At 67.1% G+C, this 14,636-nt stretch carries 18 protein-coding genes; 8 read left to right on the forward strand and 10 right to left on the reverse strand.

What is annotated here, in order from left to right; genetic code table 11:
• Position 1: 1 nt before the first annotated feature.
• Genes AC3ANW_RS00915 through AC3ANW_RS00925 form a run of 3 tightly spaced genes read right to left on the reverse strand, consistent with a single transcriptional unit; the run spans position 2 to position 2,420 of the window.
• A complete protein-coding gene (locus AC3ANW_RS00915; RefSeq protein ID WP_488343335.1) occupies positions 2-1,435 on the reverse strand; it encodes an MFS transporter in 1,434 nt (477 codons plus the stop codon).
• Between the two features lie 53 nt (positions 1,436-1,488).
• The gene (locus AC3ANW_RS00920; protein ID WP_488343336.1) at positions 1,489-2,130 is read right to left on the reverse strand and encodes a DedA family protein; all 642 of its coding nucleotides are present in this window, start codon (positions 2,128-2,130) and stop codon (positions 1,489-1,491) included.
• A 38-nt stretch (positions 2,131-2,168) separates the two neighbouring features.
• Entirely contained in the window at positions 2,169-2,420 is a 252-nt protein-coding gene (locus AC3ANW_RS00925) for a hypothetical protein (RefSeq protein WP_488343337.1), read from the reverse strand.
• A gap of 117 nt (positions 2,421-2,537) precedes the next feature.
• Here AC3ANW_RS00925 and AC3ANW_RS00930 point away from each other — a divergent pair, with 117 nt between their 5' ends.
• The 4 genes from AC3ANW_RS00930 (at position 2,538) to asd (ending at position 5,542) form a co-directional block, all read left to right on the forward strand.
• A complete protein-coding gene (locus AC3ANW_RS00930) occupies positions 2,538-3,446 on the forward strand; it encodes a LysR family transcriptional regulator (protein WP_488343338.1) in 909 nt (302 codons plus the stop codon).
• 17 nt (positions 3,447-3,463) lie between these two features.
• Positions 3,464-4,276 (forward strand): creatininase family protein, encoded by an 813-nt coding sequence (locus tag AC3ANW_RS00935; protein ID WP_488343339.1) that lies wholly within the window; start codon positions 3,464-3,466, stop codon positions 4,274-4,276.
• A 130-nt stretch (positions 4,277-4,406) separates the two neighbouring features.
• Complete coding sequence (locus tag AC3ANW_RS00940; RefSeq protein ID WP_488343340.1) at positions 4,407-4,628, forward strand: hypothetical protein; 222 nt, start codon at positions 4,407-4,409, stop codon at positions 4,626-4,628.
• A 62-nt stretch (positions 4,629-4,690) separates the two neighbouring features.
• Positions 4,691-5,542 (forward strand): archaetidylserine decarboxylase, encoded by an 852-nt coding sequence (gene asd / locus AC3ANW_RS00945; protein ID WP_488343341.1) that lies wholly within the window; start codon positions 4,691-4,693, stop codon positions 5,540-5,542.
• Between the two features lie 30 nt (positions 5,543-5,572).
• Here the strand turns inward: asd and AC3ANW_RS00950 are convergent, their stop codons facing one another.
• Positions 5,573-6,604 (reverse strand): SDR family oxidoreductase, encoded by a 1,032-nt coding sequence (locus AC3ANW_RS00950; protein ID WP_488343342.1) that lies wholly within the window; start codon positions 6,602-6,604, stop codon positions 5,573-5,575.
• Positions 6,605-6,801: 197 nt separating this feature from the next.
• Here AC3ANW_RS00950 and AC3ANW_RS00955 point away from each other — a divergent pair, with 197 nt between their 5' ends.
• The gene (locus AC3ANW_RS00955) at positions 6,802-7,794 is read left to right on the forward strand and encodes a tripartite tricarboxylate transporter substrate-binding protein (RefSeq protein WP_488343343.1); all 993 of its coding nucleotides are present in this window, start codon (positions 6,802-6,804) and stop codon (positions 7,792-7,794) included.
• A gap of 54 nt (positions 7,795-7,848) precedes the next feature.
• On the opposite strand, the gene AC3ANW_RS00960 is transcribed toward AC3ANW_RS00955, so the two are convergent.
• The 4 genes from AC3ANW_RS00960 to AC3ANW_RS00975 all read right to left on the reverse strand — a co-directional run bounded on the left by AC3ANW_RS00960 (position 7,849) and on the right by AC3ANW_RS00975 (position 10,583).
• A complete protein-coding gene (locus AC3ANW_RS00960; protein WP_488343344.1) occupies positions 7,849-8,436 on the reverse strand; it encodes a phosphatase PAP2 family protein in 588 nt (195 codons plus the stop codon).
• Between the two features lie 162 nt (positions 8,437-8,598).
• Positions 8,599-9,081 carry a hypothetical protein gene (locus tag AC3ANW_RS00965; protein ID WP_488343345.1) on the reverse strand — a complete coding sequence of 161 codons (483 nt, stop codon included), beginning with the start codon at positions 9,079-9,081 and terminating at the stop codon, positions 8,599-8,601.
• Between the two features lie 64 nt (positions 9,082-9,145).
• Entirely contained in the window at positions 9,146-10,048 is a 903-nt protein-coding gene (gene ppk2, locus AC3ANW_RS00970) for a polyphosphate kinase 2 (RefSeq protein ID WP_488343346.1), read from the reverse strand.
• 76 nt (positions 10,049-10,124) lie between these two features.
• On the reverse strand, positions 10,125-10,583 hold the full coding sequence (locus AC3ANW_RS00975; protein ID WP_488343347.1) for a MarR family winged helix-turn-helix transcriptional regulator: 459 nt from the start codon (positions 10,581-10,583) through the stop codon (positions 10,125-10,127).
• A 50-nt stretch (positions 10,584-10,633) separates the two neighbouring features.
• Between AC3ANW_RS00975 and AC3ANW_RS00980 the strand changes: the two genes are divergently transcribed.
• The 3 genes from AC3ANW_RS00980 to AC3ANW_RS00990 all read left to right on the forward strand — a co-directional run bounded on the left by AC3ANW_RS00980 (position 10,634) and on the right by AC3ANW_RS00990 (position 12,237).
• Positions 10,634-11,392 (forward strand): siderophore-interacting protein, encoded by a 759-nt coding sequence (locus tag AC3ANW_RS00980; RefSeq protein ID WP_488343348.1) that lies wholly within the window; start codon positions 10,634-10,636, stop codon positions 11,390-11,392.
• A gap of 12 nt (positions 11,393-11,404) precedes the next feature.
• Positions 11,405-11,740 carry a ferredoxin FdxA gene (fdxA, locus tag AC3ANW_RS00985; protein ID WP_488343349.1) on the forward strand — a complete coding sequence of 112 codons (336 nt, stop codon included), beginning with the start codon at positions 11,405-11,407 and terminating at the stop codon, positions 11,738-11,740.
• A gap of 95 nt (positions 11,741-11,835) precedes the next feature.
• Positions 11,836-12,237: a polyhydroxyalkanoate granule-associated phasin gene (locus AC3ANW_RS00990; RefSeq protein ID WP_488343350.1), complete on the forward strand. Its 402-nt coding sequence runs from the start codon at positions 11,836-11,838 to the stop codon at positions 12,235-12,237.
• Here the strand turns inward: AC3ANW_RS00990 and AC3ANW_RS00995 are convergent.
• Together AC3ANW_RS00995 and AC3ANW_RS01000 are read right to left on the reverse strand one after the other, a co-directional pair.
• Positions 12,234-13,697: a TolC family protein gene (locus AC3ANW_RS00995; protein ID WP_488343351.1), complete on the reverse strand. Its 1,464-nt coding sequence runs from the start codon at positions 13,695-13,697 to the stop codon at positions 12,234-12,236. The two genes, AC3ANW_RS00990 and AC3ANW_RS00995, sit on opposite strands and share 4 nt — an antisense overlap.
• Entirely contained in the window at positions 13,694-14,623 is a 930-nt protein-coding gene (locus AC3ANW_RS01000) for an efflux RND transporter periplasmic adaptor subunit (RefSeq protein ID WP_488343352.1), read from the reverse strand. The genes AC3ANW_RS00995 and AC3ANW_RS01000 overlap by 4 nt, the downstream gene beginning before the upstream one ends.
• Between the last annotated feature and the right edge of the window lie 13 nt (positions 14,624-14,636).

Below are 14,636 nucleotides of genomic sequence, written 5' to 3' on the forward strand. Positions count from 1 at the left end.
CTCAGGTCGCCGGGCCGGAAATCTCTTCCAGCGACTTGCGTTCGGCATCCACGCCGTAGCGCCAGGCCAGCAAACCGGCTGCCATCGCCATGGCCGCGCCCACTGCATAACCGACGGCGACGGCGCCCCGGTTGCCGGTCTCGATCAGCAGGCCGAAAATCCACGGCGCGGCGAAGCCGCCGGCACCGGTGCCGACGGCATAGAAGAGCGAGATCGCCAGCGCCCGCATCTGCAACGGAAACACTTCGCTCACCGTGAGATAGGCCGAGCTGGCGGCAGCCGATGCCAGGAAGAACACACCCGACCAGGCCAGCGCCTGGGTCGTCGCATTCAGGTAACCGGCCATGAAGGCCCAGCCCGTCAGCGCCAGCCCCAGGCCCGACAACACATAGGTCAGCCCGATCATGCGGCGTCGTCCCCAGCTGTCGAACAGCGGGCCCAGCAACAACGGCCCCAGCACATTGCCCAGCGCGAACGGGAAGATGTAGAGCGCCACCCGGCCTTCCGGGACATGGTGGAAGCGGGTCAGCACCAGCGAATAGGTGAAGAAGATGGCGTTGTAGAAAAACGCCTGCGACACCATGAGGGCCAGCGCCACCACGCTCCGGCGGCGATAGCGGTGCAGCAGTGTGTGGGCGACCTGCCGGAAGGTGGGCGAGGCGGTGCCGGAGGGCGCAGCGCCCGCCGGCATTTTTGCCAGCGGCCCCGTTTCGCGGGACACCTCGGCCTCGATCCGATCCAGGATGGCCCGTGCTTCGTCAAGCCGGCCGTGGGCAGCCAGCCAGCGCGGGCTTTCCGGCACATCGCGGCGCACCAGCAGCACGGCCACCGCCAGCACCGCGCCCAGCCCGAAACCGACCCGCCAGCCGAGCACCGGCCCCAGCACACGCGGGTCGAGCAGGACCAGCGCCAGGCCCGCGCCGAGTGCAGCGCCCAGCCAGAAGCTGCCGTTGATCGCCAGGTTGACCCGGCCGCGGACCCTGGCCGGAATCAGTTCGTCGATGGCCGAGTTGATCGCCGCATATTCCCCGCCGATGCCCAGCCCGGTCAGGAAGCGGCACACCGCAAAAAACGCGAAACCGGGCGACAACGCGGTCGCCAGGGTGGCCGCGGTGTAGACCAGCAGCGTGAGGATAAACAGGCGTTTGCGACCCAGCCGGTCGGCCAGCCGACCGAAGACCAATGCGCCGGCCACCGCGCCGCCAATGTAGAGCGAGCCCGAAGCGCCGACCTGAGCAGCGCTCAGGCCCAGCGTGTCGCCGCGCTCCAGCACCGAGCCGATCGAGCCGACCAAAGTGACTTCCAGCCCGTCCAGCACCCAGGCCACGCCGAGGGCGATGACGACACGCCAGTGCCAGCGGGACCACGGAAGGCGGTCGAGGCGCGCAGGAATGTCGTCGGCGGGGTTCTCGGCGGCTGGGGCGGCGATTGTCATGCCGCCATTTTTCGGGAGGCCTCTGCCGGCCGTGTCAGAACCTGTTCGGTGGATCAGGAGCCGAACGCCTGCGATGCCAACACCGCGCTGCGGCGACGGCGGCTCCAGCCCCACACCAGCCCGCCGGCCACGGCCAGGGCCAGCAGCACCATCGCGCCAGTGGACGGGTCGATGGCGGAAAGCCTCTTCAGCAAGGCTTCGACTTCCTTGCCGAAGATGGCGCCCAGGCCCATGAATGCCAGCGTCCAGACCAGCCCGGACACCACCTCGGCCACTACGAAACGTTTGAGTGTCATGCCCATCGCGCCGGCCATCGGCGGCGCCACCGTCGACACACCCGGCACGAACTTGGCAGCCAGCAGTGCGCCGGCGCCCCAGCGGTTCATGGTGCGGGCACCGCGTTCGGCGCAACGGTCGTCCGCCTTGCCGCCGCATACCAGTTTCATGACACGGGCGCCGTGGCGGCGACCGGCCCAGAACCACACACCGTCACCCAGCACATTGGCCAGCACCGACAGTGCCACCAGCAACACCACGAAGGCCGGCGACCAGTGGCCGGCGGCGGCCATCGCGCCGGCGGCCATCAACAGCGCCGATGCCGGAACCGGCACGCCGATGCGCGCGGCCACCGTCACACCCAGCACCAGCAGGGGGCCGTTCTGCTGGAGGAGTGCGGGGAGGGCGGCGGCGGTCATGGTGTTTTCCGATGAGGGTTCAGGCAGGGCGGGTGGATTTACTGGGCCTTGGACGACGAGCCGTCGCTGTCGCCGACCACGGTGTTGGCCTGGCCGTTGCGGATGGCGCGGATGGTGTCTTCACGCACTTCGGCGCGGCTCAGGGTGCTGGACGCCTTGGCGGCCGCTGCCTGGATCTGGCTGCGGCCTGCTTCCTGTGCCGTCGCGGGCACGGCGGAAACGGTGCCGATGAAGGCGACGGCTGCGGCGGCGAAAGCGTTGCGGGCGTAGAGGGTGCGGGTGTTGTTCATGGCGGTCATTCTGGTGCGGTGCCGGGCTGGCGATGGATGAACTTTATTGTCCGGAGGCGAAGAGATAAACCACCTGATCTGAATAAGATCGTCAACGGATTGGAGACAATCCGCCGCATGGATGCACTCGACGACATGAAGATCTTCGTGGCCACGGTGGACGCCGGCGGTTTCACACCGGCCTCTGCGCGGCTGGGGCTTTCCAAACAATTCGTCAGCCGTCGGGTGGGTGCGCTGGAAGAACGTCTCGGCGTGCGCCTGCTGCTGCGCACCACACGCCGGCTGAGCGTGACCGACCTGGGCCGGGCCTATTACGAACGGGCGGTGAAGATCGTCGAGGACGTGGCCGACGCGGAGGGCCTGGTCAGCAACCTGGGCGGCCCTCCGCGCGGAGTGCTGCGCATATCGGCGCCCATGTCCTTCGGCACCCTGCACCTGGGGCCGGTGGTGGGCCGGTTCCTGGCAACCCATCCGCACATGCGGCTGGAGGTCTCGCTGAACGACCGCATGGTCGACATCATCGGCGAGGGTTTCGACATGGCGCTGCGCATCGGCGTGCTGCCGGATTCTTCCCTGGTGGCCCGCGCCATCGGTCAGACGCGCCTGGTGGTGTGCGGCAGCCCGGATTACTTCGAGGCCCGGGGCACGCCCGAGGCACCGGACGACCTCTGCGGCCACGACTGCCTGCTGTACGGCCACACCCGCAGCGTCGACTGGGGGTTCGTGGTGGACGGTCGGCCGCACCATGTCTCGCTGACCGGGCGGCTGCTGGCCAACAACGGCGAAATGGCGCTGGCTTCGGCGCTGCAGGGCATGGGCATCGTCATGTTGCCGCGTTTCATCCTGGGCGACGCGCTGGAGCGCGGCCTGCTGGTGCCGGTGCTCACCGGGTTCACGCCGCCACCGATCACCATCTATGCGGTCTACCCGCAGCACCGCCAAAGCTCGCGGGCCATCCAGGTTTTTGTCGATTCACTGAAGTCTGCTTTCAAGGGCGAGGAATGGCACCTGGGGCCGGGCGCCTGAAAGATAAGATCGCCGCGATGAACGCACAGCCCCTCCCCAGTCGCTACTGGCAAGACCTGAAGACCACGGACTTCCAGCGCCTGGCGCAGGACGGCATGCTGCAGCGAACCGTGGCGGTGCTCCCGGTTGCGGCCATCGAACAGCACGGCCCGCACCTGCCGTTGGGGGTGGACACGCTGCTGCTCGAAGCGGTGCTGGCGCAGGCGCTCGAACAGCTGCCGGCGGAGCTGCCCGTTCTGGTGCTGCCCATCCAGGCCGTCGGTTTCAGCCCCGAACACACAGCCTTTGCCGGCACGCTGACCTTCAGCTCCGAGACCCTGATCCGGATCTGGACCGAGATCGGCGAGGCGGTCGCCCGCACCGGCGTGCGCCATCTGCTGCTGCTCAACGGCCACGGCGGGCAGGTCGGCGTGATGGACATCGTCGGCCGCGACCTGCGCGCCCGGCTGGGGCTGACGGTGTGGTCGTCCAGCTGGTTCTCCCTGCCGCAGCCGCCGGCCGTGGCCGCTTTGTTTCCCCCGCGCGAACACCGCTACGGCATCCATGCTGGCGACACCGAAACCTCGATGGTGCTGGCCTTGCGCCCGGATCTGGTCGACATGTCGGCCGCCCGCGATTTCGCATCCGCCTCCGAGGCCCGGGCCGGCAGGTACACCCTGTTGGCGGACGGTCGCAGCGCCAAGCTTTCGTGGGCCATGCAGGACTACAACGCAGATGGAGCGGTCGGCAATGCAGCCGCCGCGTCGCCGGAAAAAGGCCGCGCGGTGATCGATGCCGCCGCCGCGCAACTGGCCCTGCTCATTGAAGAGGTCGCGGCCCAGGCGCTCTGAGTGAAACGTAACAGTCGCTTCAACCCTTGACTGAAAGCGCTCTCAGGCACAGCGGTTGCTATATCACGGCATGCCCGCGCCCCCGCATGTTTCCACTCCCTCCTTGCCAACGCAGGGGCCGCCGGCCCGAGTGGCTGCCGAATTACGCGACAGCTTCGGTTCGCTGCTGGTCGACCTGAGACTCGAACTGGTATGGCTCGATCAACGCCTGGCCGAACAGGCCGCGAGCAGCGGAGACGCGGTTCACACCCTGCGGATGGAAATGCGCATGCGCTGCGACAGCATGGCCGAGCAGATCGACCGGGCGGTGCACCGACTGGAACGCATGGCGGGCGAGCAGGGCGGCGCATAGAATCCCGGCCATTGCCGCCGTTCCCAGCAGCGGTGGTCGCAGCATCAACCGGATTCTTGCCCTTGCACCCACGCCTGCCCGTCCTGCCGCAATACGCGCTGCCCAAGAAGGCCCTGACCCGTTTCGCCGGCCGTGTGGCCGGAGACCAGGGCGGCGCCCGCACCACACGGCTGATCCGCTGGTTCATCCGCAAGTACGGCGTGGACATGTCCGAGGCCGCCGACCCGAATCCGTCGCACTACGCCAGCTTCAACGAATTCTTCACCCGCGCCCTGCGCGACGGCGTGCGCCCCATCGCATCGGCCGACCTGGTGAGCCCGGTCGACGGCGCCATCAGCCAGTTCGGCGCCATCAGCCACGACCAGATCTTCCAGGCGAAGGGGCATCGCTACTCGACCACCGCGCTGGTTGGCGGTGACGAAGTGCTGGCCAAACGTTTCGAGAACGGCCACTTCGCCACCATCTACCTCAGCCCGCGTGACTACCACCGCATCCACATGCCCTGCGACGGCATGCTGCGCCGCATGGTCTATGTGCCCGGCGACCTATTTTCGGTGAACCCCGTCACGGCGCGCGGCGTGCCGGGGCTGTTCGCCCGCAACGAGCGGGTGGTGTGCTTGTTCGACGGACCCTCCGGCCCGTTCGTGCTGGCGCTGGTCGGCGCCACCATCGTCGGCAGCATGGCCACCGTATGGCACGGCACCGTCAACCCGCCGCGCGGCACCGAGGTCAAGACCTGGAACTACGCCGACGGCGAAGTCAGCCTGAAGAAGGGCCAGGAGATGGGCCGTTTCATGCTGGGCTCCACCGTGGTGCTGCTGTTCCCGCAGGCCGGCCTGCAGTTCGAGCCCGGCTGGGTGCCGGCCGGCGCGGTGCGGCTGGGCGAGCCGATGGCCGACTGGCCCGCGAACTGAGCTCGGGCGCCGCAGGGCCGTCCCGCGGTCTCAGATCGCGCCGACGCTGCCGGTCACGGGCAGCACGATCCCGGTGATGTAGCTCGAACAGGCCGGAGCCGCCAGGAACACATAGGCCGGCGCCAGCTCTTCCGGCTGTGCGACCCTGCCGATATCGGTCTCCTTGCCGAACTTCTTCACGTCCGCCGGCTTCTTGTCGGCCGGGTTCAGCGGTGTCCATACCGGGCCCGGCGCAACTGCGTTCACTCTGATACCGCGCTTGATCAGGTTCGACGCCAGTGCCTTGGTGAAGGCGTGGATGGCGCCCTTGGTGGCGGAATAGTCCAGCAGGTTGGCGCTGCCCTTCAGACCGGTGGTCGAACCCGTGTTGATGATGCTGGCGTTCTTGCCCAGGTGCGGCAGGGCTGCCTGGACCATGTGGAAATAGCCGTGCACATTGGTGCGCAGCGTCAGGTCCAACTGCTTTTCGCTGATGTCCCCGATGTCGTCGGCATGCGACTGGAAGGCCGCGTTGTTGACCAGCACGTCGAGCCGGCCGAAAGCCTTCACCGCCCTGGCGACCGCCCGCTTGCAGAAGGCGGCGCTCTTCACGTCGCCGGGAATCAGCACGCAGCGACGGCCCTCGGCCTCGACGTGGCGGGCGGTTTCCTCGGCGTCGGCATGCTCGTTCAGGTAGACGATCGCCACGTCTGCGCCTTCCCGTGCGAACAGCACCGCCACCGCGCGGCCGATGCCGGAATCGCCGCCGGTGATGACGGCGCCCATGCCCTCCAGCTTGCCGCTGCCGAGATAACCGGGCGCGGTGAAACGTGGCCGCAGGGCCATGTCCGCCTCGCGGCCGGGCTTGGACAGCCGGCGGGCCGGCAGCGGTGCTTCCGGTTGTTTCGTGAGTCCGGCCTGCAGCGGCTTGCTGGCCGCAGCAGTGCCGGACGACGCGGCGTCGCGCCGTACCTGGGCGCGTTGCACCTTGCGCTGGCTGTCGACCAGCGTGCGGACCTCCGCAGAGTCCTTGACGGCTGAGGCCTTGCGGCCGGTTTTGGGGGAAGCAGTTGCGCGGGCCATGGTTGAATCCTTTCAGAAAGCTGACGACCCATGCTAGAGGTGGCGATCACTTCCCCTGTAACCGATGCCTGCATCGTCTCGGTGCATATCCAAATTAGGTGTTTACACCCTCCTTGAGACGATAAGCATATGAATATCATCGGCGCCCATTTGCACGTCCTTTCCACCTCTCTTGCCGCGCGCGAGGAACCCTTTCCATGCAAAAGCTTTTCTCCATTTCCGCCATCGCCGCGGTGACCGCACTGGTGTCTGTCGGTGCCCAGGCCCAGGAATTCCCGGCCGCCGGCCGCACCATCACCATCGTGGTGCCCTTCACCGCCGGCGGCCCGACCGACCGCGTGGCCCGTGACCTGGCCCAGGCGCTGATCAAGCCGCTGGGCGGCGTCACCATCGTCGTGGACAACACCGCCGGCGCCGGCAGTTCCATCGGCACCGCCAAGGTGGCCCGTGCCAATCCGGATGGCTACACCCTGCTGCTGAACCACATCGGCATGGCCACCATGCCCGGCCTGTACCGCAAGCTGCCTTTCAGCGTCGAGAACGACTTCGCCTACCTGGGCGTGATCAACGACGTGCCCATGACCCTCATCGGCAAGCCTTCCCTGCCTGCCAACACCTACAAGGAACTGACCAGCTACATTGCCGCCAACAAGGCGACGATCAACCTGGCCAACGCCGGCATCGGTTCGGCTTCGCACCTGTGCGGCCTGCTGTTCCAGAGCGCCATCAAGACCGAACTGACCGGCGTGCCGTACAAGGGCGCTGCCCCCGCCATCGCCGACCTGATGGGCAACCAGGTCGACCTGCTGTGCGACCAGACCACCAACACCAGCCAGCAGATCGAGGGCAAGAAGGTCAAGGCCTATGCCGTCACCACTGCCAAGCGCCTGACCACGCCCGGACTGAAGGACCTGCCGACCATGCAGGAAGTGGGCGTTGCCAACTTCGAAGTGACCATCTGGCACGGCCTGTATGCCCCCAAGGGCACTCCGGCGGCAGTCGTCAAGAAGCTCAACGACGCACTGAAGGTCGCGTTGAAGGATCCCGCGTTCGTGAAGAACGAGGAAGGTCTGGGCGCCGTGGTGGCCACCGATAAACGTATCGAGCCGGAAGAACACAAGAAATTCGTCGCCGCCGAGATCGCCAAGTGGACGCCGATCATCAAGGCTGCCGGCGTGTACGCCGACTGAACCGGCTGACCGGTTTTGACCAGACCGCCCGCGCCGCAAGGCCGGGCGGTTTTTTCATGCCGCCGCCAGCAGGCGGCGGTTGCGCTGGCCCATCACGCGGCGGCGGCGCAGCAGCCAGGTGAGGCGGTCGGCCATGGCGGCCACGCCGACTGCCGATACCCAGCCGATGGCCGCACCGACCACCACGTCACGCGGGAAATGCACACCCAGGTAGATGCGGCTCCAGGCGATGGCCAGTGCCAGCACCAGGCCGATCAGTCCCAAGGACGGGCGCACCCGCAATCCCGGCGAGATGGCCAGCCCGGCCCAGCAGGCGAGTGCGCCGGCAGCATGGTGGCTGGGGAAACCCGAGCTGCTGCTGTGCTGCATCCACTGCCAGCCCATCTTCAGGGCGGCCGGGCGTGGCATCGGGAAGCCGCGGCGCAGTGCCGACACGACCATCCACGAAAGCATCATGCCCAGCAGGCAGCGCACGACCGTCCTGCGTGCTGCCGGACCGCCGACCACCGCAGCGACCAGCAGACCGATGCCAGCCAGGTTGGGTGCGACGTCTGACATGAAGGTCGCGAAATACAGCATCGCGACATGTGGAGAGGGACCGGCGTTCAGCCAGAGGAAGAGGGTGTTGTCGAAACTGTTCAAGAGAATGTGTCCTGCTGGCAGACTCTTGCCACCAAGGCGGTATTCTGCTTCGTACTGGAAAACTGTAGGCGAAGGCTGACAATTTTTGACGAAAAAGCCTTACCCGGCGCCCGTTGTATCAGCGCCTTCTTTCAGCTTCGTGACACCTTTCCCGAACGCGGCTCAGTCGCGCGACGGTCGCCCGGTCTTGATGATGGGCACCTGGGCCAGCATCGTCAGCAGCGCCTTGTCGTTCAGCGCCTTCAGGGCCTGGATGCCGGCGCGCAGCACTTCGCTCTTCTTGGCCGGCTGGCCCAGGGCGGCGGCGCGTGCCTTGAGTTCCTGCAGCAGCGAGTATTCGGCGCGCGGGATGGTGAAGCTGTCACGCACCAGTTTCTCGGCTTTGGCGGGCTTGGCCGTCTTTTCAGCTTTTTCGATCTTCTCGCTCTTTTCTGCCTTCGGCGCCTTCACCGCCTTCGCGGCTTTTTCGACAGGCCCGGCACCGGCTTTTGCGACCGGCCTGGCGACCGTCTTCGCCGCAAAGGGAGCCTTGGCCGGAGCTGTTTTCCTTGCCGGTGATGCCTTCGCAGGGGCTGCGGTCTTGGCTGGAATTGCGGTGGCCGCCGGTGCGGCAGCCTGGGTCTTCTCGACGATGACGGGATCCATGGAAACTCCTTAAACGATATAAACAGTTTATACCGTTTAGCGGGGCTTCCTCGAAGCGGCGTCCTCAGTAGGTCTGCGGCACGATCATCGAAGCCGCCGGCGGATGGCGCAGGTAATCCGGATTGCGCACCCGGGCCGGCAGTTCGACCGGCGCGTGTTCCACCGCGTGGTAGGGCATCTGGCCCAGCAGGTGCGAAATGCAGTTCAGCCGCGCCTTCTTCTTGTCGTCGGCCGGCACCAGCCACCAGGGCGCTTCGGTGATGTGGGTGCGTTCGAGCATGGTTTCCTTGGCCTTGGTGTAGGCCTCCCAGCGGCGGCGGCTTTCGAGGTCCATCGGACTCAGTTTCCACTGCTTCAGCGGGTCGTGGATGCGGCCCAGGAAACGCAGATGCTGCTCTTCGTCGGTGATCGAGAACCAGTACTTCACCAGCTTGATGCCAGAACGCACCAGCATGCGCTCGAAGTCGGGCACGGTGCGGAAGAATTCCTCGTATTCGGCGTCGTCGCAGAAACCCATGACCCGCTCGACCCCGGCACGGTTGTACCAGCTGCGGTCGAACAGCACCATCTCGCCGGCCGCCGGGAGATGCGCGACATAACGCTGGAAATACCATTGCGTGCGTTCGCGGTCGTTGGGTGCCGGCAGCGCCGCCACGCGGGCCACACGCGGGTTCAGCCGCTGGGTGATGCGTTTGATGACACCGCCCTTGCCGGCTGCATCGCGTCCCTCGAACAGGATCACGACCTTCTGGCCGGTGTTCTGTACCCAGTCCTGCAACTTGACCAGTTCGCCCTGCAGGCGGAACAGCTCGCGGAAATACGCCTGGCGTGCAGCCTTGTCGCCGACGTCGCCGTCCAGCACGCGGTCGTCGAATTCCAGTTCCAGCTCTTCGTCGTAGCTGTCCACCAGGTCGCGCGACATGCGGCGCAACATATCCTGGTTGGCGGAGGTTTCTTGCAGGGACATCGGCTGGCTTTCTTCGGTTGGCCCGCCATGTTCTGCGTTGCCCGTGACCGGCATGTGACGCCGGTCACAAGGCGGGTCAGCCCTGCGTGTCGAGATTGGCCTGCACCTTGCGCAGCAGGCGCGCCAGCTGTTCACGCTCGGCCGTGCTGAAACCAGCCACCGCATCGCCGCCCAGCTGAAGAGCGCGTTCGCGCAACGATGCATGCAACGCCTCGCCGTCGGCGGTCAGGGCCAGGCGCACGTTGCGGCGGTCTTCCTCGTCGGCGGTCGCGGCCAGCAGCCCACGGTCGCGCAGGCCCTTCACAAGCCGCGCCAGCTGTGCCTTGTCGCGCCCGCTGTGGGCTGCCAAGTCGCTCTGCGTGGCTCCGGGATGACGGCCGAAATAGCCGAGCACCCGGCTGTCCATGTGCGTGATGTCGTGCGGTCCGTCGCGCAAATGCCGGTACTGCAGGGACCGCACCTGGTGCATCACGGTGTGCACGAGGTCGAGCACATCATCGCCGGAATGGTTGACAATATCAATTGCTTTGGTCATTATGGATGACATTGTCAACTACATGGCGGCAACACGCCACCACTTTCATCATGGCTTCCCTTCCCGAATCCGAATCCTTTCCGTCGCCGCGCCGGGTGCAGCGTGTGCGCCACGAGATCGTGCGCCGCCAGTTGCAGGTGCTGAACGTCGAGGACATCAGCCCGAGCTTCCGCCGGGTCACCCTCGGCGGCCCCGAACTGGCCGGTTTTGTCAGCGCATCGTTCGACGATCACCTGAAGTTCATCACCGATCCGGGCACCGGCACGCAGGCCATGCGCGACTACACCCCGCGCCATTACGACCCGGCGGCCAACGAACTGGTGCTCGAGTTCGTGCGCCATGGCGACGGGCCCGCCGCCACCTGGGCCGAGCGGGCGCAGGTCGGCCAGACGGCCACCATCGCCGGCCCGCGCGGCTCGACCGTGGTGCCGACCGACTTCGCCTGGCACCTCCTGGCAGGCGACGCTACCGCCCTGCCGGCCATCGCCCGCCGGCTGGAAGAACTGCCCGCGGGTTGCCGCGCCATCGCCGTCATCGCGGTGCCGCAGATCGAAGACCGCAGGACGCTGAGCAGCCGGGCCGACCTGGACGTGACCTGGGTCGACGGCAACGACGCGCTGGTCGCCGCCGTCCGCGCCCTGACGCTGCCGGCCGGTGACGGCTATGCCTGGTGTGCCGGCGAAGGCCATGCATCGGCTCTGCTGCGTTCGGTGCTGGTCGAGGAAAAAGGCCACGACCGTTACGCGATCACCGCCGCCGCGTACTGGAAGCTGGGCGAAGCGGGCCACGAACCGCGACGTGGCGGCTAAGCTTCGCGCCCCATGCCTTTCATCGTGACCGAGCCCTGCATCCGCTGCAAATACACCGACTGCGTCGAAGTCTGCCCGATGGACTGTTTTGTCGAGGGACCCAACTTCCTGGCCATCGACCCCGACGGCTGTATCGACTGTTCGGTATGCGTGGGCGAATGCCCGGTAGGCGCCATCGTCAATGCGGCGGAGGCCACCGAGGCGCAGCGACCTTTCATCGAGATCAATGCCCGACTGGCGCGCGACCCTCGCTGGACACCCATCCGGCGCCGCAAGCCGCCGCTGCCCGACCATGGCGACTGGCACGACGTGCCCGACAAGTTGCAGCTGCTGGAAGGTGCCGAATAAGCCCATCAGCCTACGGACGGCGACCCGGCCGTCCGACGTAGCTGTGGCGGGGCGGGCGCATCATCGGGTTTCTACCAAATCTTCAGGGGAACACGATGTCCGTCCACACTCTCCGCCGCGGTGGCTCGCTGGCTTCCCAGACCGCCGAACTGGCCTTCGCCGTACCGCAGGTGGTGGCGCACCGCATGGCCCGAATGGCGTTGGCGGGCTTGTCACCATCCAAGATCGACCAAGCCGAATTCAAGCTGATGAGCGATGAGAAATTCGCTGCCTTCCAGGAATCCTGGATTGCCATGGCCGGCCAGGTGATGCAGGTGCAGCAACAGGCGATGCTGCAGATGATGAAGGCGTTCTTCACGCCCACGGGCTGGAAGGCGCCCAGCTATCGCTCGATGGAACGCCAATGGAGCAATGCTTCCATCTCGGTGCTGGGCAAGGGCCTGGAGCCGATCAGCCGACGGGCCGTAGCCAACGCCAAGCGACTCGGCAGCATTTAAGGCGTCCCTGCGCTTTCCGGGCCGCTTTCAGGGCCGCTTTCCCAGCCGCCTCCCAGTGCCATGAACAGGTTGATCTGGTCGTCGGCAAGCTGCGCGTCGGAAGCGGCCAGGGCAGCTTCGCTGGCGGCCAGGACGCGCTGCGCATCCAGTGCTTCCAGGGAACCGGTCCGGCCGTTCAGATACAGCTGGCGCGCCTGCCCTGCCACGATGGAAGTCTGGTCGCGCGCTGCCTGCAGAGCGGCGCGTCGGTCGAGCTCACGGGCGTAGACGGTGAGTGCGGTCTCGGTCTCGCGCAATGCGGTCAGCACCACGCCGTCGAACTTTGCCACCGCGGCGCGGGTACCTGCTTCCGCCTCGCGGATGCGGGCATGGGCCGCGCCGGTGTTCGGAATGGTCCAGGAGATCAAGGGACCGAGGCTGTAGTTGAAGGTGTCCGAGCCGCCGAAGTCCTTCATCTTCCCGGCGCTGACAGCGCTGATGCCCAGCGATACCTTGGGGTACAGGTCGGCAGTGGCCACGCCGATACGGGCCGTCGCTGCGGCGATGTTGCGTTCAGCCTGCCGCACGTCGGGCCGCCGGCGCAGCAGCGCGGCGCCGTCGCCGACCGGGATGGCACCGGCCACGCGCGGCGGTGTGGCGCAGTCGGCGACCTCTGGCGGAAACTCGCGCGGCGGCGATCCGGTCAGGGTGGACAGCCTGAAAAGCGCACTCTGGCGCAGGGCCTGCAGCGGCGGCAGCGAGGCTCGCAGCTGTTCCAGCTGGCCACGCGCCCGGGCGGCATCGATGGCGCCGACCCGGCCGGCCTTCTGCAGCCGGTCCGACAGCTCGACGGTTTCCTGCTGCAGTCGCACCGAGGTGTTGGCGCTCTGCAGTCGCAGGCCGCTGGAGCAGACGTCGGCATAGGCATGAGCGGTGCCGGCTGCGACATTCACCTTCACCAGGTCGACGGCGGCCTGGGCCGATGCGGTGCCGGCTTCCGACGCCTCGATGGCGCGCCGGATCTGGCCGAAAAGGTCGAGCTGGTAGGACAGCCCGGCGGACACACCGTAGTTGAAGGTGCTCGGCGGTTCGTAGCCCGGCTTCACCAGGTCGATGCCCGACTTGTGCCCGAAGGCCGGGCCGCCGCTGACGCTTGCCGTCGGGTATTGGGCGCCACGCACCTCGTCGTCGACCGCTTGTTCGCGTTCGAGGTTGGCGACCGCCTGGCGCAGGTCGGTGTTGTGGTCCAGCGCCCGTTGCACCAGGGTGTCGAGTTCGGGGTTCCGGTACAGCCGCCACCAGTGCGCGGGCAGCGGGTCGGCCGATGCGGTGGTCGTTTCGGCCGATATGAAACGACCTGCCGACGAGGCGTGTTCGGGTGCCAGTACCGGCGGTGCCCGGTAGTGCGGCCCTACCGGCGGGGTGGTGCAGCCGGCCATCAGCATCGCCAGGGCCAGGGTGCCGATTACGGCGGTTTTCATGGCGTCACCACTTTCTCGATGGCGGGATGCCCGCCGGCCTCCAGCACTGCCACGGTAACCGTCTGGCCGGCGACCAGGCGTGTGTCGGCCGGCAGCGGGTCGAGTTTCACCCGCACCGGGATGCGCTGCGCCAGCCGAACCCAGTTGAAGGTCGGGTTCACGCTCGGCAGCAGGTTGCTGCTGGTGCTGCGGTCATGGTCGGCGATGCCGGCGGCGATGCTTTCGACCGTGCCCATGAGGTCGCTGCCGCCCATCGGTTTGACCCGAACCCGGTCGCCGATGTGGATGCGTGGCAGCTTGGTTTCCTCGAAGTAGCCTTCGACGTAGACCGAAGCGGTGTCGACCAGCGCCAGCACTGGATGGCCGGCGGCGGCATAGCTGCCCTGGCGCAGGTCCAGGTTGGTGATGCGGCCGTCGATGGGTGCGTGCACCGAGGCACGTTCCAGGTTCAGTTTCGCGCCGTCGAGCGTGACCAGCGCCTGCGTCAGGTTGGCCTGGGCGACATCCACCCGCACACGGGTCTGTTCGCGCACTTCCTGCGACACCAGGTTGCCGAGGTCGACGTTGCGGGCGTTCTCGCGTTGCGCCTGCGAAACCGCCACTTTCAGCGCGCCGATGTTGACTTCGGCCTGCCGCACCGCCAGGCCGTAGCGGGCGTGGTCCACCTCGAAAAGCAGGGCGCCGGCCTTCACTGCCTGGTTGTCCTGGATGGGGACCGAGGTGACCAGCCCGGCGACATCCGGTGCGATCTGGACCACGTTGGCGCGCACCCGGCCGTCGCGGGTCCAGGGGGCGAGTTCGTAGTGGTCCCACAGTTGCAATGCAGCCCAGACGGCGGCCAGCACGACGATCACGGTGAGGGCCACCCGGGCGAGCCGGGTCAGCCAGGTTTGCAGGAAGGGGCGGGAGTTTGCGGGGGCGGTCATCGCGGTCTCGGTA

The sequence above is a fragment of the Xylophilus sp. PBN-3R genome, from assembly GCF_057747805.1.

Bases quoted from the DNA above. Each gene is read 5' to 3' on its own strand.
- AC3ANW_RS00925 (WP_488343337.1), bottom strand. From the start codon at position 2,420: ATGAACAACACCCGCACCCTCTACGCCCGCAACGCTTTCGCCGCCGCA.
- AC3ANW_RS00995 (WP_488343351.1), bottom strand. From the start codon at position 13,697: ATGAAAACCGCCGTAATCGGCACCCTGGCCCTGGCGATGCTGATGGCC.
- AC3ANW_RS00955 (WP_488343343.1), top strand. From the start codon at position 6,802: ATGCAAAAGCTTTTCTCCATTTCCGCCATCGCCGCGGTGACCGCACTG.
- fdxA (WP_488343349.1), top strand. From the start codon at position 11,405: ATGCCTTTCATCGTGACCGAGCCCTGCATCCGCTGCAAATACACCGAC.
- AC3ANW_RS00915 (WP_488343335.1), bottom strand. From the start codon at position 1,435: ATGACAATCGCCGCCCCAGCCGCCGAGAACCCCGCCGACGACATTCCT.
- AC3ANW_RS01000 (WP_488343352.1), bottom strand. From the start codon at position 14,623: ATGACCGCCCCCGCAAACTCCCGCCCCTTCCTGCAAACCTGGCTGACC.
- AC3ANW_RS00920 (WP_488343336.1), bottom strand. From the start codon at position 2,130: ATGACCGCCGCCGCCCTCCCCGCACTCCTCCAGCAGAACGGCCCCCTG.
- AC3ANW_RS00990 (WP_488343350.1), top strand. From the start codon at position 11,836: ATGTCCGTCCACACTCTCCGCCGCGGTGGCTCGCTGGCTTCCCAGACC.
- AC3ANW_RS00975 (WP_488343347.1), bottom strand. From the start codon at position 10,583: ATGACCAAAGCAATTGATATTGTCAACCATTCCGGCGATGATGTGCTC.
- AC3ANW_RS00950 (WP_488343342.1), bottom strand. From the start codon at position 6,604: ATGGCCCGCGCAACTGCTTCCCCCAAAACCGGCCGCAAGGCCTCAGCC.
- AC3ANW_RS00935 (WP_488343339.1), top strand. From the start codon at position 3,464: ATGAACGCACAGCCCCTCCCCAGTCGCTACTGGCAAGACCTGAAGACC.
- AC3ANW_RS00965 (WP_488343345.1), bottom strand. From the start codon at position 9,081: ATGGATCCCGTCATCGTCGAGAAGACCCAGGCTGCCGCACCGGCGGCC.
- ppk2 (WP_488343346.1), bottom strand. From the start codon at position 10,048: ATGTCCCTGCAAGAAACCTCCGCCAACCAGGATATGTTGCGCCGCATG.
- AC3ANW_RS00930 (WP_488343338.1), top strand. From the start codon at position 2,538: ATGGATGCACTCGACGACATGAAGATCTTCGTGGCCACGGTGGACGCC.
- AC3ANW_RS00980 (WP_488343348.1), top strand. From the start codon at position 10,634: ATGGCTTCCCTTCCCGAATCCGAATCCTTTCCGTCGCCGCGCCGGGTG.